A 19,583-nucleotide genomic window follows, 5' to 3' on the forward strand; every position below is an offset into this window, starting at 1 on the left:
ACATGGCCAAGCTCGAACTCCTTCCCGCCGTCGACGTCCGCGACGGCCAGGCCGTCCGCCTCGTGCACGGCGAGTCCGGCACGGAGACCTCCTACGGCTCCCCGCTGGAGGCCGCCCTCGCCTGGCAGCGGGCGGGCGCCGAGTGGCTGCACCTGGTCGACCTGGACGCCGCGTTCGGCACCGGCGACAACCGCGCGCTGATCGCCGAGGTGACGAAGGCGATGGACATCAAGGTGGAGCTGTCCGGAGGCATCCGCGACGACGACACCCTGGCCGCCGCCCTGGCCACCGGCTGCACGCGCGTCAACCTCGGCACGGCCGCCCTGGAGACCCCCGAGTGGGTCGCCAAGGTCATCGCCGAGCACGGCGACAAGATCGCGGTGGGCCTGGACGTGCGCGGCACCACGCTGCGCGGCCGCGGCTGGACCCGCGACGGCGGCGACCTCTACGAGACGCTGGAGCGCCTCAACAAGGAGGGCTGCGCGCGGTACGTCGTCACCGACATCGCCAAGGACGGCACGCTGCAGGGCCCGAACCTCCAGCTGCTGCGCAACGTCTGCGCGGCGACGGACCGCCCCGTGGTCGCCTCCGGCGGTGTGTCGTCGCTGGACGACCTGCGGGCGATCGCCGGCCTGGTCCCTGCGGGGGTTGAGGGGGCGATCGTCGGGAAGGCCCTGTACGCGAAGGCGTTCACCCTGGAAGAGGCCTTGGAGGCTGTGTCGTCATGACGTCGGAAGCCGTACGGCGCGTGCAGAGCGGAAGTTCCTGGGAAGAGTCCTTCGGTTTCTCGCGGGCCGTCGCGGCGGGCGACCGCGTTCTGGTGGGCGGCACGACGTCCTTCAAGGGCAGCGTTCTCTACGGGGAGGGCGACCCGTACGAGCAGGCGAAGGTGGCGTTCGCCAGCGCGCTGGAGGCGATCGCCGAGTTCGGTCTCGGGCCTGAGTCGGTGATCCGGACCCGGATGTTCCTGACGCATCAGCGGGACGTCGACGAGGTGGGCCGTGCCCACAAGGAGCTGTTCGACCGGGTGCGCCCGGTGACGACCCTGCTGGTGGTGCAGGGGTTCGTCGACCCGCGCATCCTGGTCGAAGTGGAACTGGAAGCTTTCAGAGGCTAGAAGCAGCAAAAGGAGCCGTGGATTCATGACCCTGGCGGTCCGAGTCATCCCCTGCCTGGACGTGGACAACGGCCGGGTCGTCAAGGGCGTCAACTTCCAGAACCTGCGCGACGCGGGCGACCCCGTCGAGATGGCGAAGGTGTACGACGCCGAGGGCGCCGACGAGCTGACGTTCCTGGACATCACCGCATCCTCGGGCAATCGGGAGACGACGTACGACGTGGTGCGCCGCACCGCCGAACAGGTGTTCATCCCGCTGACGGTCGGCGGCGGCGTGCGGACCGCGGTGGACGTGGACAGGCTGCTGCGGGCGGGCGCAGACAAGGTGGGCGTCAACACGGCCGCGATCGCCCGCCCGGATCTGATCCGGGAGATCGCGGAACGCTTCGGCCGCCAGGTCCTCGTGCTCTCGGTGGACGCACGCCGAACCCCTTCCCGCGATGGCTCGTCCGGCTCCTTCGAGGTGACGACCCACGGCGGCCGCCGCGGCACCGGCATCGACGCGATCGAGTGGGCGCACCGGGCGGCGGAGCTGGGCGCCGGGGAGATCCTGCTCAACTCGATGGACGCGGACGGCACGAAGGACGGCTACGACCTGGAGATGATCGCGGCGGTCCGCAAGCACGTCACGGTCCCGGTCATCGCCTCCGGCGGCGCGGGCGCACTGGCCCACTTCCCGCCGGCCGTCGCGGCGGGCGCGGACGCGGTGCTGGCGGCATCGGTGTTCCACTTCGGCGACCTGCGGATCGGCGAGGTGAAGCAGACGCTGCGGGAAGCGGGGCATCCCGTGAGGTGACGCTGCACTGGGCCTCGGGCCCCGGTCGCCTCCGGGTGGCCGGGGCTCTTTCACGAGCAGATACGAAAGGAAAGTTGCGCAAATAATATTGTGCAATTTTCCTTTCGTATCTATGGTGGCGGGCATGGCACGCGAGAAGGAACGCCGGATCGACGACATGGGCACGCTGAAGGCGCTCGCGCACCCTTTGCGGATGAAGCTCTTCCGGGCGCTGTACCTCGAGCGCGTGGCCACCGCCTCACGGCTCGCCGAGCTGGTCGACGAGGCCGTGTCGCTGGTCAGCTACCACCTGCGCAAGCTCGCCGAGCACGGGTTGATCGAAGAAGCCGAGCCGCAGAGCGAGGACGGACGCGAACGCTGGTGGCGGCCCGCGTCGGACGGAGTCAGCATCCACCAAGAGGATTTCAGGGACGCTCCGGAGAAGGTCGCCGCGCACTCCGCGGCCTCCCGGCTCTTCTACGAGCAGCGCGGCGAGCTCTACCTCCGCCACCTCGACGAACGACCCCACTGGGGCCCCGAGTGGAACAGCGCCGCCATCGACTCCGAGTACCTGCCGCGCATGACGGCCGCCGAACTGGCCGACCTCTCCCGCGAAGTGGATGCGCTGATCAGAAAGCACAACGAGCGGGCGCGCGCCCGCGCGGCAGCCGGCGAGACCGAAGGTCGCGAGAACGTGGCGCTGTACGTGTACGGATTTCCCTTCCGTCCCTGAGAGAGGCCACCGCCTTGACCACCGTGCCCGCGCCCTCCGCCGGGCCGCTCGCCGCCGAGCGACCCGCCCACCGCGATGGCAACGTCCTGCGCTGGCTCGCCGCCTACACGTCGTCCATGGTCGGCGACACCGTCTACTACATCGCTCTGTCGTGGGCGGCTGTCCAGGAAGGGACCCCGTCGCAGGCCGGGGTCGTCATGGCGGTGAGCGCGCTGCCCAGGGCCCTGCTGATGCTGGGCGGGGGAGTGGTCGCCGACCGTTTCGGGCCCCGGAACGTCGTCATCGGCAGCGACGCCGTGCGCTGCGCGGCCGTCCTCGCGGTGGCCGGCCTGCTGTTCGTCACCACCCCGGGCCTGTGGCCGCTCGCCCTGCTGGCCTTGGTTTTCGGCACCGTCGACGCGGTGTTCATGCCCGCAGTGGGCGCTCTTCCGGCCCGCTTGACCGAGCGGAGGCAGCTTGCGCGGGTGCACGGCATGCGAGGTCTTGCCAACCGATTGGCGTATGTCGCGGGCGCCCCGCTCGGTGGCCTGGGGGTGGCGGTCGGCGGCGAGGCGGCCGCGTTCGGGCTCGCCGGGCTGCTGATCGCCGTGTCGGTGCCGTTGCTGGTCTCCGTACGAATACGGGAGCTGCCACCGGACGACGCCCCCGGCGCCGACGACACGACTGCCTGGCGCGACCTTCGCGCGGGTCTGCGTCACATCCTTCGCCACCAAGTCCTCGGCCCGCTCGTGCTGGCCATCGCCCTCGGCGACCTCGGCTTCGTCGGACCGCTCAACGTGGGCCTGACCCTGCTGGCCGACGAGCGCGGCTGGGGCGCCTCCGGCCTGGGCTGGGTGGCGGCCGGTTTCGGGACCGGCGCCGCAGTCGCCTCGCTGCTGCTGGCCGTGCGGGGGCGGCTGCCCCACGCGGGACATGTGACCGCGTACGCGGCCTTCGCGGGATCCGTGGCGATCGGTGCCCTCGCCTACGTGCCGGGTGTCGTGGCGGCTGCGGGGGTGGCCCTGCTCATCGGCCTCCTCGCCGGACTCAGCGGCGCCATGTGCGGCGCCCTGCTGCAGACCCAGGCCGACCCGGCCTACCTGGGCCGCGTCACCGCCGTCTCCAGCCTGGTCAGCCTCGGCCTCGCCCCGCTCAGCATGCCACTGTCCGCCGCCGCCATCGGCGCCTGGGGCACCGGCCCGGTGTTCGTCGTCAGCGCGGCGGTCTGCGGGTCGGCCGGGGCCGTCTTCCTGGGCTCGCGCGACCTGCGCCAGGCCGAACTTCCCCGGTGAGCCCCCCGCTCAGATCCCCAGCTGCTTCGTCTCCCGCACCTGGGTGATCGCCTCCTTCTCGCCCTCCAGCTCGACGTCCGCCACCTGCTGCCGGCCCAGCGCGAACATCAGCAGTTCCGAGGGCTCGCCGGTGACCGTCACCACCGGGGTGCCCCGGTGGGCGACCGCCGTCTGGCCGTTCGGGCGGCGCAGGACCAGGCCCGTCGGGGCGCCACGGCCGGTCAGGCGGGCCGTGCGCTCCAGGCGGGACCACAGGGCGTCCTGGAAGACCGGGTCCAGCTCACGCGGCGTCCAGTCGGGCTGCGCCCTGCGCACGTCCTCCGTGTGGACGTAGAACTCCACCGTGTTGGCCGCCTCGTCGATCTGCTTCAGGGAGAAGGGCGAGAAGCGCGGCGGGCCGGTACGGATCAGCTGGATCAGCTCCTCGTACGGCTTCGCGGTGTACTCCTCCATCACCTTCTCCAGGCGCGGCGCGAGCTGCTTGATCAGGCTGCCCCCGGCCGCGTCCGGGCGGCGTTCGCGCACCACCACGTGAGCGGCGAGGTCCCGGGTCTTCCAGCCCTCGCACAGCGTGGGCGCGTCGGGGCCCGTGGCCTCCAACAGGTCCGCGAGGAGGAGTCGTTCACGCTTGGCATGGGTCGACATGGAGTCAGCGTACGACCGGGGGACCGGTCCGCCCAGCGGACGGTGGCCGGGCATGTCGGTGCGGCGCGGCACAATGGTCCGCATGACCAGCACGCCTTCGCCCAGCAGGCCCAGCGGCCTGGACCCCGAGATCGCAGCGCGCCTCAAGCGCAGCGCCGACGGGCTGCTCCCCGCCATCGCCCAGCAGTACGACACCGGTGAGGTGCTCATGCTCGGCTGGATGGACGACGAGGCGCTGCACCGCACCCTCACCACAGGCCGCTGCACCTACTGGTCGCGCAGCCGCCAGGAGTACTGGGTCAAGGGCGACACCTCGGGCCATGTGCAGCACGTGAAGTCGGTCGCGCTCGACTGCGACGCCGACACCGTGCTGGTCAAGGTCGACCAGGTGGGCGCCGCCTGCCACACCGGCGACCGCACCTGCTTCGACGCCGACGTGCTGCTCAAGGACGCCGCCTCCTCCCCGGCGTCCGCGGATCAGTAAGGTCGGCCGCCATGGACCTCGAGACGTTCCGCAAGCTGGCCACCGACCGCCGCGTCATCCCGGTCACGCGCAAGCTCCTCGCCGACGGCGACACCCCGGTCGCGCTCTACCGCAAACTCGCCGCCGAGCGCCCCGGCACCTTCCTGCTGGAGTCCGCGGAGAACGGCCGGTCCTGGTCGCGCTACTCCTTCGTCGGCGTCCGCTCGGCCGGAACCCTGACCGAGCGCGACGGCCGGGCCCACTGGCTCGGCACCGCGCCCGTCGGCGTCCCCACGGACGGCGACCCGCTGGCCGCCCTGAGGGCCACCATCGAGGTCCTGCACACACCCCGCGACCTCGCCCACGACCTGGGCCTGCCGCCTTTCACCGGCGGCATGGTCGGCTATCTGGGGTACGACATCGTGCGCCGCCTGGAGAAGATCGGCCCCGGCGAGCGCGACGACCTGAAGCTGCCCGAGCTGACCATGCTCCTGACCAGCGACCTCGCGGTCATGGACCACTGGGAGGGCTCGGTCCTGCTGATCGCCAACGCGATCAACCACAACGACCTCGACACGGGCGTCGACGAGGCCTACGCGGATGCGGTGGCCCGCCTCGACGCCATGGAGGCCGACCTGTCCCGCGCGGTCGCCCAGCCCCCGGCCGTCCTGCCGCCCTCCGAACTGCCCGAGTACACCGCCCGGTGGGGCGGCGAGGACTTCCGGGACGCGGTCGAGGACATCAAGGAGCGCATCCGCGCGGGCGAGGCCTTCCAGGTCGTCCCCTCGCAGCGCTTCGAGACGCCGTGCACCGCGAGCGCGCTGGACGTCTACCGGGTGCTCAGGGCCACCAACCCCTCGCCGTACATGTACCTGTTCCGGTTCCCCTGCGGAGACGGAGACGCGTTCGATGTCGTCGGCTCGTCCCCGGAGGCCCTGGTGAAGGTCGAGGACGGCCGGGCCATGGTCCACCCCATCGCAGGCACCCGGCACCGCGGCGCGACCCCGCAGGAGGACCAGGCCCTCGCCGACGAGCTGCTCGCCGACCCCAAGGAGCGCGCCGAGCACCTGATGCTCGTCGACCTGGGCCGCAACGACCTCGGCCGGGTGTGCGAACCCGGCTCGGTGGAGGTCGTCGACTTCATGTCGATCGAGCGGTACTCCCACGTGATGCACATCGTCTCGACGGTCACCGGACGGGTCGCGGCCGGGCGCACGGCCTTCGACGTGCTGACCGCCTGCTTCCCGGCGGGCACCCTCTCCGGCGCGCCCAAGCCGCGCGCGATGCAGATCATCGACGAACTCGAGCCGTCCCGGCGCGGGCTGTACGGCGGCTGCGTCGGCTACCTCGACTTCGCGGGCGACTCCGACACCGCCATCGCCATCCGTACGGCCCTGCTGCGCGACGGCACGGCGTACGTGCAGGCCGGAGCCGGCATCGTCGCCGACTCCGACCCGGTGGCGGAGGACGACGAGTGCCGCAACAAGGCGGCCGCCGTCCTCCGCGCGGTGCACACGGCCAACAGGCTCACGTCACCGTGAGGGTCAGCCCGTGAAGGCCGCCGTGCCGTTCGGGACACCGAGGCCCGAGGGCCCGTCGTACCCGGTGGCGCCGGTGCACAGGTACGAGCCGGAGCAGCTGCCGTTGGAGCCGCTGGTGACGTCGTACAGCGCCGACGGGTGGGCGTAGGGGAAGGACGCCGGAGAGGAGCCGGAGGACGGGGCGCCCGCCAGCGCGTACGTCGCCGCGATCAGCGGCGAGGAGGCGCTGGTGCCGCCGAACACCATCCAGCCGGTGGCCGAGCGGTAGCTGTCGTAGACCGCGACGCCGGTGTTCGGGTCGGCGACCGCCGAGACGTCGGCGACGGTGCGCTTCGCGCACCCGCCGTCGCTCTGCCAGGCCGGCTTGGCGTCGTACGCCGAGCAGCCGGAGCCCGCCCCGCTCCACACCGTGTCGGTCCAGCCGCGGGAGTTGGACGCGGTGCTCAGCGACGTACCGCCCACCGCCGTCACGTACTTGGAGGCGGCCGGGTACTCGACGCCGTAGCCGTTGTCACCGGAGGAGACCGTGATGGCGACGCCAGGGTGGTTGAAGTACGAGGAGTCGTACGTCGCGTCGCTGGAGGACTCGCCGCCGCCGTAGCTGTTGCTGACGAACTTCGCGCCCAGCCTGACCGCGGTGTTCACGGCCGTGCCGAGGTTCGTCATGCTGGCCGAGCTCGCCTCCACCAGGAGGATCTTGCAGTTGGGGCAGGCCGCGCTGACCATGTCGAGGTCGAGGGAGATCTCCTCCGCCCAGCCGGAGTCGCCGCGCGGATAACTCGTGCCGCCGTTCTGGTCGACCTTCTTGAAGCAGCCGTTCGCCGTGGTGCAGGCGGACAGGCCGTACTGGGAGCGGTAGACGGCGAGATCGGCCTCCGCGTTCGGGTCGTCGTACGCGTCGACGATCGCCACCGTCTGACCCGAACCGCCGGTCGACGAGGGCAGTTTGTAGGCCGCCTGGAGCGAGGCGGGGCCGTAGCCGGCGGGGGTGGCCGCGGCCGTCAGGTCGCTCTCCGCGTGTGCGGACCTGGGGGTGCCCGCGGTGACCTTGAGAGCGTTGCAGGCCATGACGTTCTTCTGCGTCGGGGCCGCGCACGAGCGCGCGACGGTGACGCCGTGCGCCGTGGATGTCGTGGACGCGGCCTGGCCGACGGGAGCGGCCAGGGCGAGGGCGGCGGTGGCCAGGGTGGCCACGGCGCCGGCGGAAACGGTTGTGCGCAACGTACGTCCTCCATGAGTGGGTGAACCGGAGAGACATGTGGGGGGTGCGCCGTACAGCCGCCGACGTGGGTGCGCGCGACGGCCGCGCAGAACCTATGAATGTCCTGGGCACGTCAACAAGAAGACTGTTGAAGCTGTGACTTCCTTTTGCCTTGGATGGGGAGCACATGGCCCGCCGCTGGGAGAATCCAGGGAGAACGGTGGGGCGGCCATGGGTTGACGGACCCCGGGTGACGGTTCTGCCGGGGTTCAGGCGATAGTGGAGTACGTGACTGCCGTACCTCACCCCCGTTCCGAGGCCGCCGCACCCCACCGGCCCGCTCGGCGCAGCCTCGCCGTCGCCCTGCTGTGCGGGGCGGCCGGCGCTGCCGTTGCGCTGCTCTCCACCCGGCAGAGGTGGTCGGCGGGGACCGTGGCGGTGGCCGGCGGCGACTACTCGCTCACCGCCAAGGGCAGCGACGTCACGGGCGTCCCCGCCGCCCTCGCCATAGTGGGCCTCGCCGCACTCGTCGCCGTCTTCGCCGTCCGCAGCACCGGGCGCCTCCTCGTCTCCCTGCTGCTCGCGCTCTCCGGCGCCGGCACCATCGCCGCCGCGCTGCTGGGCGCCTCCGACAGCTCGGCGCTCGACGACAAGGCGGCACAGGCGGCCGGTGACACCTCCGCGACCGCGACCGCGCTCACGCACTCCGCCTGGCCGTACGTCGCGGCCGCCGGCGGCGCGCTCCTCCTCCTCGCCGGGCTGCTCGCCCTGCGCTACGGGCGGCTGTGGCCCGCGATGTCCGGCCGCTACGAGCGCGACGGCACTCCCCGTGCGCGCCGGACGAAGCCCGTCGACCCCGACCGTCCCGAGGACCTGTGGAAGGCCCTCGACCGGGGCGAGGACCCCACCGGCGCCTGAGGAGCCCCGAATCGGGCAGCACGACCCCGCGCTCACCTCATACGCGCGGGTACGGGACAATGAGCGCCGAGCTTCGACTCACCCACGCACATAGAGCCAACAAGGAGCAAGTCATGGCGGGCAGCAGCCACGGTCACACCCCGGCCGCCTGGACCGGTGTCATCATCGCCTTCATCGGTTTCTGCGTCTCGGGCGCCTTCACCGTGATGGCCCAGCCGGTCGGCTTCTGGGCGGGCATCGCGATCTGCGTCCTCGGTGGCGTCGTCGGCGGCATCATGCGCCAGATGGGTCTCGGCCAGCCGAAGACGCAGGCGCACTCGGCGCACCAGCCCGCGGAGGCGACGGAGCGCTGACGCTTCCTCCGGCTGCGGACGACGGGCGGCCCCGCACGGCGCGTACGGGAGCCGCCTTTCGCGTACCCGCGCACCCGCGGCGGCGGGCGGGCACAATGCCTGGGTGAACGCCGAATCCCCCAGCACGACCCCGCACCGCGGCGGCACCGGCAGCGCAGCCGCGGTCCGCCGCATCGCGGTACCCGCCGGGGTGCTCGCGGCCGTCGCCGGGGCCTTCTCCTACGTCGGAGCGGTGGACCCGAACCGGCCCGGCCACTACCCGGTCTGTCCGCTGCTGCGCTTCACCGGCGTGTACTGTCCCGGCTGCGGCGGACTGCGCAGCGCGCACGCCTTCGTGCACGGGGACGTCCTGACGGCGCTGCACGACAACGCTCTCGCCGTCGTCGGCTTTCTGGTCTTCGCCGTGGTGTGGACCGTGTGGGCGGTGCGCACGGTACGGGGACGAGCGATGCGGATCGATCTCACGCCGGTGCAGCTGTGGACCCTGGGCGCCGTTCTGCTGGCCTTCACCGTTGTCCGGAACCTGCCGTTCGGCGGCTGGCTGCACCCGTGATCGATCCGTGAATGTCCAGGTAGTGGGACCGGCGTCCACCGGATGTGAGCCTTGGGCCATGCTCCGGATACCATCGCAGTGACCATCGGTTTCGCCCGCCGAGGCGGCCCCGGTGGACCGAGGCCCGACCCGGTGGGGCCTCACCCCATCGTCAACCGTCAGGAAGGGGGCCGCTCGCGTGAGTGTGCTCGACGAGATCATCGACGGAGTCCGTGCCGACCTCGCGGAGCGGCAGGCACGCGTCAGCCTCGACGAGCTCAAGGAGCGCGCGGCGAAGGCTCCCGCGGCCAAGGACGGTGTGGCCGCGCTGCGCGGTGACGGGGTCAAGGTGATCTGCGAGGTCAAGCGGTCCAGCCCGTCCAAGGGCGCGCTCGCCGCGATCGCCGACCCGGCGGGGCTCGCCGCGGACTACGAGGCGGGCGGCGCGGCCGTCATCTCCGTCCTGACCGAGCAGCGCCGCTTCGGCGGCTCGCTGGCCGACCTGGAGGCCGTCCGGGCCCGGGTCGACATCCCGGTGCTGCGCAAGGACTTCATCGTCACCTCCTACCAGCTGTGGGAGGCCCGGGCGTACGGCGCCGACCTCGCGCTGCTGATCGTCGCCGCCCTCGACCAGCCGGCCCTGGAGTCGCTGATCGAACGCGCGGTCTCCATCGGGCTCACCCCGCTCGTCGAGGTGCACGACGAGGACGAGGTCGAGCGGGCGGTGGACGCCGGAGCGAAGGTCATCGGCGTCAACGCGCGCAACCTCAAGACCCTCGAGGTGGACCGCACCACGTTCGAGCGGGTCGCCCCCGAGATCCCCGGCTCGATCGTCAAGGTCGCCGAGTCCGGGGTCCGCGGACCGCACGACCTGATCGCGTACGCCAACGAGGGCGCCGACGCCGTGCTCGTCGGGGAGTCCCTGGTGACCGGGCGCGACCCGAAGACGGCCGTCGCCGACCTGGTGGCGGCGGGCGCACATCCGGCATTGCGCCATGGGCGGGACTGACGTCCCGGTAAAGTGAGCGCCGATGACTGTTCCGACCACCGTGACGACCAGGGACCCGTACGCCCGCCTGGCCCGCGGATGCCGCCCCCGCGGCTGCCGCGCGCCGGCACGCCGGGTCCACGGGCGCCGCGTGCGGTATGTCATCGGTGACGAGCCGGGGCAGGTCAACGGCATGCGATGGCAGCGCCCCGAAAGGGGTGCGGGGCAGTGCCCGAACACGCGGCTCGGCCGCGTCGGCGCGATCAGCCACAGGCGGCCCGAGGCCGACTGATCTGCCCCGCCCCACGGCGATTGGTATCCACAACTCACCGTGAGGTTTCCGCATGCCCAGCGAGTTCTTCATCCCCGACCCGGAAGGCCGGGTCCCCAGCGCCGAGGGCTACTTCGGCGCGTTCGGCGGCAAGTTCATCCCGGAGGCCCTCGTCGCCGCCGTGGACGAGGTGGCCGTCGAGTACGAGAAGGCCAAGGCCGACCCCGAGTTCGCCCGCGAACTCGACGACCTGCTCGTGAACTACACCGGCCGGCCCAGCGCCCTCACCGAGGTGCCGCGGTTCGCCCAGCACGCCGGCGGGGCCCGGGTGTTCCTCAAGCGCGAGGACCTCAACCACACCGGCTCCCACAAGATCAACAACGTCCTCGGGCAGGCCCTCCTGACCAGGAGGATGGGCAAGACGCGGGTCATCGCGGAGACCGGCGCCGGCCAGCACGGCGTCGCCACCGCCACCGCCTGCGCCCTGTTCGGGCTCGAGTGCACCATCTACATGGGCGAGATCGACACCCAGCGGCAGGCCCTCAACGTCGCCCGCATGCGCATGCTCGGCGCCGAGGTCATCGCCGTGAAGTCCGGCTCCCGCACCCTCAAGGACGCCATCAACGAGGCGTTCCGCGACTGGGTCGCCAACGTCGACCACACCCACTACCTCTTCGGCACCGTCGCCGGCCCCCACCCCTTCCCGGCCATGGTGCGCGACTTCCACCGCGTGATCGGCGTGGAGGCACGGCGGCAGCTCCTCGAGCGCGCCGGGCGCCTGCCGGACGCCGCCATCGCCTGCGTGGGCGGCGGTTCGAACGCCATCGGCCTCTTCCACGCCTTCATCCCCGACGAAGGCGTGCGTCTCATCGGCTGCGAGCCCGCCGGACACGGGGTGGAGACCGGCGAGCACGCCGCCACCCTCACCGCCGGCGAGCCCGGCATCCTGCACGGCTCCCGGTCCTATGTCCTGCAGGACGACGAGGGCCAGATCACCGAGCCCTACTCGATCTCCGCGGGCCTCGACTACCCGGGCATCGGCCCCGAGCACTCCTACCTCAAGGACAGCGGCCGCGGCGAGTACCGGGCCGTCACCGACGACGCCGCCATGCAGGCCCTGCGCCTGCTGTCCCGCACCGAGGGCATCATCCCCGCCATCGAGAGCGCCCACGCCCTCGCCGGTGCCCTGGAGGTCGGCAGGGAGCTCGGTGAGGACGGGCTGATCGTCGTCAACCTGTCGGGTCGCGGTGACAAGGACATGGACACCGCCGCCCGCTACTTCGGCCTGTACGACACCGACGCGTCCGTCGCCGCGGACGCCGACACCGACGCTGCGGAGATCGAGGGGGACGCCCAGTGAGCGGCAACATCCAACTGCTGTCGGACACCCTCGCCGCCGCCAAGGCGGAGGGCCGGTCCGCGCTCATCGCCTATCTGCCGGCCGGCTTCCCGACGGTCGACGGCGGCATCGCAGCGATCAAGGCGGCTCTGGAGGGCGGCGCCGACGTCGTCGAGGTGGGCCTGCCGCACAGCGACCCCGTCCTCGACGGCCCCGTCATCCAGACCGCCGATGACATCGCGCTGCGCGGCGGCGTGAAGATCGCCGACGTGATGCGCACGGTCCGCGAGGCCTTCGAGGCCACCGGCAAACCCATCCTGGTGATGACGTACTGGAACCCGATCGACCGCTACGGCGTGGAACGCTTCACCGCCGAGCTGGCCGAGGCGGGTGGCGCGGGGTGCATCCTGCCGGACCTGCCCGTGCAGGAGTCGGCCCTGTGGCGGGAGCACGCCGAGAAGCACGGACTGGCCACGGTCTTCGTGGTCGCGCCCAGCAGCAAGGACGCACGGCTCGCCGAGATCACCGCGGCGGGCTCCGGCTTCGTCTACGCGGCCTCACTCATGGGCGTCACCGGCACCCGCGAGACGGTCGGCGCGCAGGCCCAGGGCCTGGTCCGGCGCACCCGCGCCACCACCGACCTGCCGGTCTGCGTCGGCCTCGGCGTCTCCGACGCGACGCAGGCCGCCGAGGTGGCCGGCTTCGCGGACGGCGTGATCGTCGGCTCGGCGTTCGTGAAGCGGATGCTGGACGCGCCCGACGAGGCGGCGGCCCTCGAGGCGGTACGCACGCTGGCGGGCGAGCTGGCGGAGGGCGTCCGCGGCAACGTGTGAGCTGAGGGCGGCAAACCGCTCACTCGAACGAGTGGACCTGAGGCCGGGGAGGCGCGCTGCGCCTCCCCGGTTCGTTCTGCCCGATGTGAGCGAGAAGAACCGTGAAGGAAAGCGCAACGCCCGCGAGCGGCTGGCGGTCGAGCGACAGAAGCAGAAGGCCGCGGACAAGCGCCGCCGCGCCCTGATCGTGGGCGCCTCGGTCGTCTGTGTCCTGGCGCTGGCGACGGTGGTGGGCGTCCTGGCGGCGAACGCCGGCAAGAGCGGCAAGAGCGGCGCCTCAGGCCCCGCCATCGCACCCTCCGGGGCGACGGGCAAGGGCGCCCTCGCGATCCCCGTCGGCAAGGACTCCGCCAAGTCGACCCTCACGGTGTGGGAGGACTTCCGCTGCCCGGCCTGCCGGGCCTTCGAGACCGCCTACCGCCCGACGATCCACCAGCTGGTCGACGCCGGGCAGCTCAAAGTCGAGTACCACCTGGTCACGCTCATCGACGGGAACCTGGGCGGCAGCGGCTCCCGCTCCGCGGCCAACGCGGCGGCGTGCGCCCAGGACGCCGGAAAGTTCTCGAGCTACCACGATGTGCTGTACGACAACCAGCCCAAGGAAACGCAGGACACGTACGGGGACAACGCCAAGCTGATCGAGCTGTCCGGCAAGGTCGGCGGCCTCGACAGCCCGGCCTTCCAGAAGTGCGTCAAGGACGGTACGCACAACAGCTGGGTGGTCAAGTCGAACGCCGCGTTCCAGAGCGCCCGCTTCTCCGGCACGCCGACGGTGCTCCTCGGCGGAAAGAACCTCTTCGACGACCGCACGATGACACCGGCCAAGCTGAAGCAGATGGTGGAGGCCGCAGGCAAGTCCTGAGACCGTGGGCCCCGCGATGCCCCCGGCGCCCGATAGGCCGGGGGAGTCGTACGTTATGGACCCGTAGCCGGGTGGGTTGCCACGCTGCGTGTCCGGCAGGGTAGCGTCGTTCCTGCCATGGAACTTGCCTACATCCCCAGCCCCTCGCGCGGAGTGCTGTACCTCGGCCCCATTCCGCTGCGCGGCTACGCGTTCTGCATCATCATCGGTGTCTTCGTAGCCGTGTGGCTCGGCAACAAGCGCTGGATCGCCCGAGGCGGCCGGGCGGGCACGGTGGCCGACATCGCGGTCTGGGCCGTGCCGTTCGGCCTGGTCGGCGGGCGGCTCTACCACGTGATCACGGACTACGAGCTGTACTTCAGCGAGGGCCGTGACTGGGTGGACGCCTTCAAGGTCTGGCAGGGCGGGCTCGGTATCTGGGGCGCGATCGCGCTCGGAGCGGTCGGCGCCTGGATCGGCTGCCGCCGCCGGGGCATCACGCTTCCCTCGTACGCCGACGCCGTCGCGCCCGGCATCGCCTTCGCGCAGGCGATCGGACGCTGGGGCAACTGGTTCAACCAGGAGCTGTACGGACGGCCGACGGACGTGCCGTGGGCGCTGCACATCACGTCGTCGACGGACGGACGGGTGCCGGGGTACTACCACCCGACGTTCCTGTACGAGTCGCTGTGGTGCATCGGGGTCGGGTTCCTGGTGATCTGGGCGGACCGCCGCTTCAAGCTGGGGCACGGGCGGGCGTTCGCCTTGTACGTGGCCGCGTACTGCGTGGGCCGCGGCTGGATCGAGTACATGCGGGTCGACGACGCGCACCACATCCTGGGCCTCAGGCTGAACGACTGGACCGCGATGCTGGTGTTCCTGCTGGCCGTGACCTACATCGTGGTGTCGTCGCGGGTCAGGCCGGGCCGTGAGGCAGTGGTCGAACCGGGTGCTTCCGGCAGCGAGGCCGAGGGGGACGCCGACTCCGGGGAGCCGGAGAAGAAGGGCGAGCCCGAACCGGAGGACGAGAAGCCGACGGTTCCCAAGGCCACGGAGCAGGCGGAGACCAAGGGGAACACGGAGACGTCGCAGGACGAGGCCGAGTCGGCCCAGAAGGGCTGAGGGACGTTCCCGCGTTGCCGGGGGCGCCGTATCGCTGGATACGGCGCCCCCGGCGCATGTCCGGTCCTCAACGCCTCCGGCGGGCCAGCGACAGGGTTCTGTACGCCTCTCTCACCACCGCCGTGTCGATGAAGCGGCCGTCGGGGAGAGCCTGGGCGCCCTGGTCCAGGGCGGCGGCCTTGAGGGTTTCCTCCGCTCGCGTGATCTCCTCCGGGGTCGGTGCGTAGGCGCGTTCGATGACCGGAAGCTGACGGGGATGGATCGCCGCCCGGCCCAGGAAGCCAAGACGGCGGCCGTTCGCGCAGGACGCCGCCAGGCCCTCCATGTCCCGTGTGTCCGGGTAGATCGACTGGGTCGGCGGCGGCAGCGCGGCGGCCCGGGCCGCCACCACCACCCGCGCCCGCGACCAGTCGAGCCCCGCGTCCTCCCGTACGCCCAGGTCGGCGCGGAGGTCCGACTCGCCCAGCGCGATGCCCCGCAAGGCCGGATGCGCCGACGCGATCGCGAACGCGCGCTCCACCCCCAGGGCCGTCTCCAGAAGGGCGTGGAGGGGGACGACCGTGCCGTCCGCCCGTACGGCACGTCGCGCGACACGGAGGACGTCCGAGGGCGACGTCACCTTCGGCAGGCGCAGCCCCGCCAGACCCACGAGCGCCGTGAGCGCCGTGAGGTCCGCCTCGCCCCAGGGGCTGTCCAGCGCGTTCACCCGGACATGGACCGGCACCGGCGGGCGCTGCGCGAGCCGTTCCGCCGTCGCCGCCCGCGCGTACGCCTTGCGGTCCGGGGAGACCGCGTCCTCCAGGTCGACCAGCACCACGTCCGCCCCGGAGGTGAGCGCCTTGCCCACCACCTCCGGGCGGTCCCCGGGCGCGTACAGCAGGGTGAGAGGGGTCATAGCGCACCCTCCGCCTCGAGCGCGGCGATCTCGGGGGCCGTCAGGCCCAGCTCGGTCAGGACCGCCCGTGTGTCCGCCCCGTGCGGACGGCCGGCCCAGCGGATCGCGCCGGGCGTGGCGGACAGGCGGAACAGGACGTTCTGCATCCGTAGGCGGCCCAGCTCCGGGTCGTCCGGGATCGTGGTGATCGTGCCCAGCGCCGCGTACTGCGGGTCGGTCATCACCTCCCGCACGTCCTGCACCGGCGCCACCGCGGCCTCCGCGTCCTCGAACGCCTTCAGCACCTCCGCACGCGTACGGTCGGCGATCCAGCCGCCGACGGCCTCGTCGAGCACGTCCGCGTGCCGGGCCCGCTCCTCGCCCGTCGCGAACCACGGCTCCTCGGTCAGCTCAGGGCGGCCCACCAGGCGCATCACCCGCTCGGCGACGGACGTGGCGGAGGCCGAGACGGCGACCCAGCCGCCGTCCGCGGTGCGGTAGGTGTTGCGCGGGGCGTTGTTCTGGGAACGGTTGCCGGTGCGCCCCTGGACGTGGCCGAGCTGGTCGTACCAGATCGGCTGGGGGCCGAGGACGGTGAGGATCGGTTCGATGATCGCCATGTCCACCACCTGGCCCGTCCCGGTGCGCTCGCGGGCCGCCAGGGCCGTCATCACCGCGTACGCCGTCGCCAGGGCCGCGATCGAGTCGGCCAGCCCGAACGGCGGGAGCGTCGGCGGCCCGTCCGGCTCCCCGGTGATAGCCGCGAACCCGCTCATCGCCTCCGCGAGCGTGCCGAAGCCGGGGCGGTGCGCGTACGGGCCGAACTGGCCGAACGCGGTCACCCGGGCGAGGACGAGACGGGAGTTCACGGCGGACAGCTCGTCCCAGCCCAGGGCCCATTTCTCAAGGGTGCCGGGGCGGAAGTTCTCCACGATCACGTCGGCGGTCGCGGCGAGCCGCAGCAGTGTCGTACGGCCACCCGGCTTGGACAGGTCGAGCGTCATCGTGCGCTTGTTGCGGCCGAGCAGTTTCCACCACAGCCCTACGCCGTGCTTGGTCGGGCCGTGGCCGCGGGAGGGGTCGGGACGGGCCGGGTGCTCGACCTTGATGACCTCGGCGCCGAAGTCACCGAGCAGAGTGGCGGCGAGGGGACCGGCGAAGAGGGTCGCGAGGTCGAGGACGCGGAGGCCGGCGAGGGGAGCGGTCATGAGCGGTGGGCCTCCCGGTGGGTGAGGTGGGCAAGGGCGTCGAAGCCGACGCCGTTGAAGTCGCCGACGGACGTGGCGAGCCGGTTCTTGAGGGGGGTGGTCCAGCGGTCGGGGAGCGCGGTGGGGTGCCCGGCCAGCAGTCCGGCGATGCTGCCGGCCGTCGCGCCGTTCGAATCGGTGTCCCACCCCCCGGACACCGCACGGCAGATGGAGCCCGTGAAGTCGCCGTCGGCGTGGGTGAGGGCGGCGGCGATCAGGGCGGTGTTGGGGATGGCGTGCACCCAGTGGTAGCCGCGGTGGGCGGCGTGCAGTTCGTCGACCACCGCGCCGAAGTCCGACGTGGATTCGGCCAGCCGGATCGCGTCGCGGACCGCGCGGGCGAGGCGGGAGGCGGGCGGGACGACCATGAGGCCGGTGCGCAGGCAGTGGTGGACGTCGTGGGCGCCGGTGGCCGCCTCGGCGATGGCGGCCGCGGTGAACATCGCTGCGTAGACGCCGTTCCCGGTGTGGGTGAGGGTGGCGTCGCGGTGGGCCTGTTCGGCCGCGGCGGCCGGGTCACCGGGGTTGCTCCAGCCGTGCACGTCGGCACGGATGAGGGCGCCGATCCATTCGCGGAAGGGGTTGCGATGGCGGGCGGTGCGTGGGGGCTCGATGCCGGAGAGGAGGTTGCGGTAGGCGACGCGTTCGGCGGTGAAGGTGCGGGCGGCGGGGAGTTCGTCGAGCCAGAGCCGGGCGACGTCGGCGGTGGTGAAGTGCTTGCCGTGGCGCCCGAGCAACACAAGGTTCAGCAGGGGGTAGTTGAGGTCGTCGTCCTCGGGCATGCCGTCGATGTTCTCGGCGAGGGAGTTCTTTGCGGAGCGGCGGTTCCACGGGTACCGCCCGGCCAGGTCCGCGGGTAGCCCGCGAGCTGTGAACCAGGTGGTCAGCGGCCAGTTGCCGGTGGCTTCGGCGAGTTGGCGGATGCCATCGAGGGGGAGCTTCTCCACCGGTTTGCCGAGGAGGCAGCCGGCGGCTCGTCCCAGCCAGGCGGCTTCGAGGTGTGCCTCGGTGGGGGTGGCTCGGGGACGGGTTTCGCTTTCCCCCGCAGGCTGCGAGGCACGACTGCCGGCGGTTTGAGAAGGCCAGTCCCGGCACAGCGCCCTGATCCGGGCCAGCTCGGTCGGCTCGTGTTCCGCCAAGCGGCTCGGCAGGTCGTCCAGTTCGTCCAGCAAGTCCTTCGCCAGCAGGCGCAGGTACGGGGACGCCGGTACCGGTGACGCGCCGGCGGTCAGGGGCGCCGGTGGGCCGCCCGCCGCCCTCCACCTCGCTGCGATCGCCGACGGTTCCCGGCCGTCCTGTTCCGCCTGGCGGAGTTCATGGCCGAGGAGGTCCTCCGGCTGGACCCAGGTCAGTCGGAGCACCTCAGCCTCCCAGCGCGGCGAAGGCCGCCTCGTGGGACCGGCGGCGGCGCACATCGCGGGCGAAGACCTCCCGGGTGACCTCCGTGAGGGTCCGGGCCGGGGCGTGCAGATCGAGGCGGCTCGCCTCCGCGACCGCCTTCTCCCAGTCGGACGGGACCGGTGAGCCCAGCGCGCCCGTGATCGCGCCCGCCATCGTGGCGATGGAGTCGCAGTCCCGGCCGTAGTTCACCGAACCGAGCACCGCGTGACGGTGGTCCCCGCGCGCCACGACCACCATGCCGAGCGCCACCGGGAGTTCCTCGATCGCGTGCAGCCGGGACGGGCGGCGGGCGCCCAGGGACGGGGTGCGGTAGTCGGGGCCGACCGTGTCGTACGGCGCCACCGCCTCCCGCAGCGGCCGTAGGGCGGACTCGTAGTCGGAGTAGCGGGAGGCCGTGTCGCAGACCGTCTCGATCGCGGCGCGCGTCCCGTCCTTCGCCAGCGACAGGCACGCCGCCACGACCGAGTCCGGTGTCGCGCCCGGCGCGCAGGCCGCCGCCACCGCCGCCGCGAGCACCCCGGCCGCCTCCCTGCCGTACGACGACTGGTGCGCGCCCGCCACATCCAGGGCCTCGGCGTACGCGCCGTCGGGGTTCGCCGCGTTGACCAGGCCGACCGGCGCCATGTACATCGCGGCACCGCAGTTGACGATGTTGCCGACGCCCGCCTCCCGCGGGTCCGCATGGGCGTGGTGAAGCCGTGTCACGAGCCATTTCTCGGCCAGGAAGACGCGGTGCAGCGGGAGTGCCTCCGCCTCCAGCTCAGGGATCCAGCGCGGGTTCGTCATCAGGTCGGGGACCAGGTGCTCGGCGATCGCGTAGGCGTCGAGGTGGTCGCGGACGGCCGCGTACACCCGTACCAGGGCGTGCGTCATCAACGTGTCGTCGGTGACGTGGCCGTCCCCCTTGTGGTACGGGGCGATGGGGCGGGCCGTGCGCCAGGCGTCGCCGTGCCAGGGTCCGACGATCCCGTGCACCCGGCCGCCGTGCCGTTCGACGATCTGCTCGGGGGAGTGGCCCTCGACGGGACCGCCGAGGGCGTCGCCGACGGCTGCGCCGACCAGGGCACCGGTGATGCGTTCGTCCAGAGGGACCGACTCGTCAGGAGTGGGCGTCATGC

The 19,583-nt window shown here is 72.2% G+C and carries 22 protein-coding genes; 16 read left to right on the plus strand and 6 right to left on the minus strand.

What is annotated here, in order from left to right:
* Window positions 1–2: 2 nt before the first annotated feature.
* The 5 genes from priA (at window position 3) to ACFYZE_RS03095 (ending at window position 3,896) form a co-directional block, all read left to right on the plus strand.
* Window positions 3–728 (plus strand): bifunctional 1-(5-phosphoribosyl)-5-((5-phosphoribosylamino)methylideneamino)imidazole-4-carboxamide isomerase/phosphoribosylanthranilate isomerase PriA, encoded by a 726-nt coding sequence (gene priA, locus ACFYZE_RS03075; RefSeq protein WP_388987642.1) that lies wholly within the window; start codon window positions 3–5, stop codon window positions 726–728.
* On the plus strand, window positions 725–1,117 hold the full coding sequence (locus ACFYZE_RS03080; protein WP_388987644.1) for a RidA family protein: 393 nt from the start codon (window positions 725–727) through the stop codon (window positions 1,115–1,117). The genes priA and ACFYZE_RS03080 overlap by 4 nt, the downstream gene beginning before the upstream one ends.
* Before the next feature lie 25 nt (window positions 1,118–1,142).
* Entirely contained in the window at window positions 1,143–1,913 is a 771-nt protein-coding gene (hisF, locus tag ACFYZE_RS03085) for an imidazole glycerol phosphate synthase subunit HisF (RefSeq protein ID WP_388987647.1), read from the plus strand.
* 124 nt (window positions 1,914–2,037) lie between these two features.
* Window positions 2,038–2,625, plus strand: a complete 588-nt coding sequence (locus ACFYZE_RS03090; RefSeq protein WP_388987650.1) for an ArsR/SmtB family transcription factor — start codon at window positions 2,038–2,040, stop codon at window positions 2,623–2,625.
* Between the two features lie 14 nt (window positions 2,626–2,639).
* Window positions 2,640–3,896: an MFS transporter gene (locus tag ACFYZE_RS03095; RefSeq protein ID WP_388987653.1), complete on the plus strand. Its 1,257-nt coding sequence runs from the start codon at window positions 2,640–2,642 to the stop codon at window positions 3,894–3,896.
* 9 nt (window positions 3,897–3,905) lie between these two features.
* On the opposite strand, the gene ACFYZE_RS03100 is transcribed toward ACFYZE_RS03095, so the two are convergent.
* On the minus strand, window positions 3,906–4,541 hold the full coding sequence (locus ACFYZE_RS03100) for a TIGR03085 family metal-binding protein (RefSeq protein WP_388987656.1): 636 nt from the start codon (window positions 4,539–4,541) through the stop codon (window positions 3,906–3,908).
* Window positions 4,542–4,623: 82 nt separating this feature from the next.
* On the opposite strand from ACFYZE_RS03100, the gene hisI reads away from it, so the two are divergent.
* Together hisI and ACFYZE_RS03110 are read left to right on the plus strand one after the other, a co-directional pair.
* Window positions 4,624–5,025 (plus strand): phosphoribosyl-AMP cyclohydrolase, encoded by a 402-nt coding sequence (hisI, locus tag ACFYZE_RS03105; RefSeq protein ID WP_200416896.1) that lies wholly within the window; start codon window positions 4,624–4,626, stop codon window positions 5,023–5,025.
* Between the two features lie 11 nt (window positions 5,026–5,036).
* On the plus strand, window positions 5,037–6,545 hold the full coding sequence (locus ACFYZE_RS03110) for an anthranilate synthase component I (RefSeq protein ID WP_388987660.1): 1,509 nt from the start codon (window positions 5,037–5,039) through the stop codon (window positions 6,543–6,545).
* Between the two features lie 3 nt (window positions 6,546–6,548).
* On the opposite strand, the gene ACFYZE_RS03115 is transcribed toward ACFYZE_RS03110, so the two are convergent.
* Entirely contained in the window at window positions 6,549–7,766 is a 1,218-nt protein-coding gene (locus tag ACFYZE_RS03115; RefSeq protein ID WP_388987663.1) for a peptidase S8, read from the minus strand.
* Between the two features lie 259 nt (window positions 7,767–8,025).
* Here ACFYZE_RS03115 and ACFYZE_RS03120 point away from each other — a divergent pair, with 259 nt between their 5' ends.
* The 9 genes from ACFYZE_RS03120 to lgt all read left to right on the plus strand — a co-directional run bounded on the left by ACFYZE_RS03120 (window position 8,026) and on the right by lgt (window position 14,943).
* Window positions 8,026–8,664 carry a TIGR02234 family membrane protein gene (locus tag ACFYZE_RS03120; RefSeq protein WP_388987666.1) on the plus strand — a complete coding sequence of 213 codons (639 nt, stop codon included), beginning with the start codon at window positions 8,026–8,028 and terminating at the stop codon, window positions 8,662–8,664.
* 113 nt (window positions 8,665–8,777) lie between these two features.
* A complete protein-coding gene (locus ACFYZE_RS03125) occupies window positions 8,778–9,017 on the plus strand; it encodes an HGxxPAAW family protein (RefSeq protein WP_103839907.1) in 240 nt (79 codons plus the stop codon).
* A 103-nt stretch (window positions 9,018–9,120) separates the two neighbouring features.
* Complete coding sequence (locus ACFYZE_RS03130) at window positions 9,121–9,570, plus strand: DUF2752 domain-containing protein (RefSeq protein WP_388987670.1); 450 nt, start codon at window positions 9,121–9,123, stop codon at window positions 9,568–9,570.
* Window positions 9,571–9,748: 178 nt separating this feature from the next.
* Window positions 9,749–10,558, plus strand: a complete 810-nt coding sequence (gene trpC / locus ACFYZE_RS03135) for an indole-3-glycerol phosphate synthase TrpC (protein WP_388987673.1) — start codon at window positions 9,749–9,751, stop codon at window positions 10,556–10,558.
* A gap of 22 nt (window positions 10,559–10,580) precedes the next feature.
* Window positions 10,581–10,829: a tryptophan biosynthesis modulator TrpM gene (trpM, locus tag ACFYZE_RS03140; protein WP_388987676.1), complete on the plus strand. Its 249-nt coding sequence runs from the start codon at window positions 10,581–10,583 to the stop codon at window positions 10,827–10,829.
* A gap of 52 nt (window positions 10,830–10,881) precedes the next feature.
* Window positions 10,882–12,168: a tryptophan synthase subunit beta gene (gene trpB, locus ACFYZE_RS03145; RefSeq protein ID WP_388987679.1), complete on the plus strand. Its 1,287-nt coding sequence runs from the start codon at window positions 10,882–10,884 to the stop codon at window positions 12,166–12,168.
* Complete coding sequence (trpA, locus tag ACFYZE_RS03150) at window positions 12,165–12,980, plus strand: tryptophan synthase subunit alpha (RefSeq protein ID WP_388987682.1); 816 nt, start codon at window positions 12,165–12,167, stop codon at window positions 12,978–12,980. Before trpB ends, trpA begins: the two co-directional genes overlap by 4 nt.
* Before the next feature lie 85 nt (window positions 12,981–13,065).
* The gene (locus ACFYZE_RS03155) at window positions 13,066–13,842 is read left to right on the plus strand and encodes a DsbA family protein (protein WP_388987685.1); all 777 of its coding nucleotides are present in this window, start codon (window positions 13,066–13,068) and stop codon (window positions 13,840–13,842) included.
* A 117-nt stretch (window positions 13,843–13,959) separates the two neighbouring features.
* Window positions 13,960–14,943 carry a prolipoprotein diacylglyceryl transferase gene (lgt, locus tag ACFYZE_RS03160; RefSeq protein WP_388987688.1) on the plus strand — a complete coding sequence of 328 codons (984 nt, stop codon included), beginning with the start codon at window positions 13,960–13,962 and terminating at the stop codon, window positions 14,941–14,943.
* Window positions 14,944–15,010: 67 nt separating this feature from the next.
* Here the strand turns inward: lgt and ACFYZE_RS03165 are convergent, their stop codons facing one another.
* Genes ACFYZE_RS03165 through ACFYZE_RS03180 form a run of 4 tightly spaced genes read right to left on the minus strand, consistent with a single transcriptional unit; the run spans window position 15,011 to window position 19,581 of the window.
* A complete protein-coding gene (locus ACFYZE_RS03165) occupies window positions 15,011–15,838 on the minus strand; it encodes an HpcH/HpaI aldolase/citrate lyase family protein (protein ID WP_388987691.1) in 828 nt (275 codons plus the stop codon).
* Window positions 15,835–17,025, minus strand: coding sequence for a CaiB/BaiF CoA transferase family protein (locus ACFYZE_RS03170; RefSeq protein WP_388987694.1), 1,191 nt, complete (start codon window positions 17,023–17,025; stop codon window positions 15,835–15,837). Before ACFYZE_RS03170 ends, ACFYZE_RS03165 begins: the two co-directional genes overlap by 4 nt.
* Window positions 17,022–18,425 carry an ADP-ribosylglycohydrolase family protein gene (locus tag ACFYZE_RS03175; RefSeq protein ID WP_388987697.1) on the minus strand — a complete coding sequence of 468 codons (1,404 nt, stop codon included), beginning with the start codon at window positions 18,423–18,425 and terminating at the stop codon, window positions 17,022–17,024. Before ACFYZE_RS03175 ends, ACFYZE_RS03170 begins: the two co-directional genes overlap by 4 nt.
* Window position 18,426: 1 nt before the next feature.
* The gene (locus ACFYZE_RS03180; protein ID WP_388987700.1) at window positions 18,427–19,581 is read right to left on the minus strand and encodes an ADP-ribosylglycohydrolase family protein; all 1,155 of its coding nucleotides are present in this window, start codon (window positions 19,579–19,581) and stop codon (window positions 18,427–18,429) included.
* Window positions 19,582–19,583 lie beyond the last annotated feature (2 nt).

The sequence above is a fragment of the Streptomyces sp. NPDC001796 genome (assembly GCF_042892355.1).
Taxonomy (GTDB): domain Bacteria; phylum Actinomycetota; class Actinomycetes; order Streptomycetales; family Streptomycetaceae; genus Streptomyces.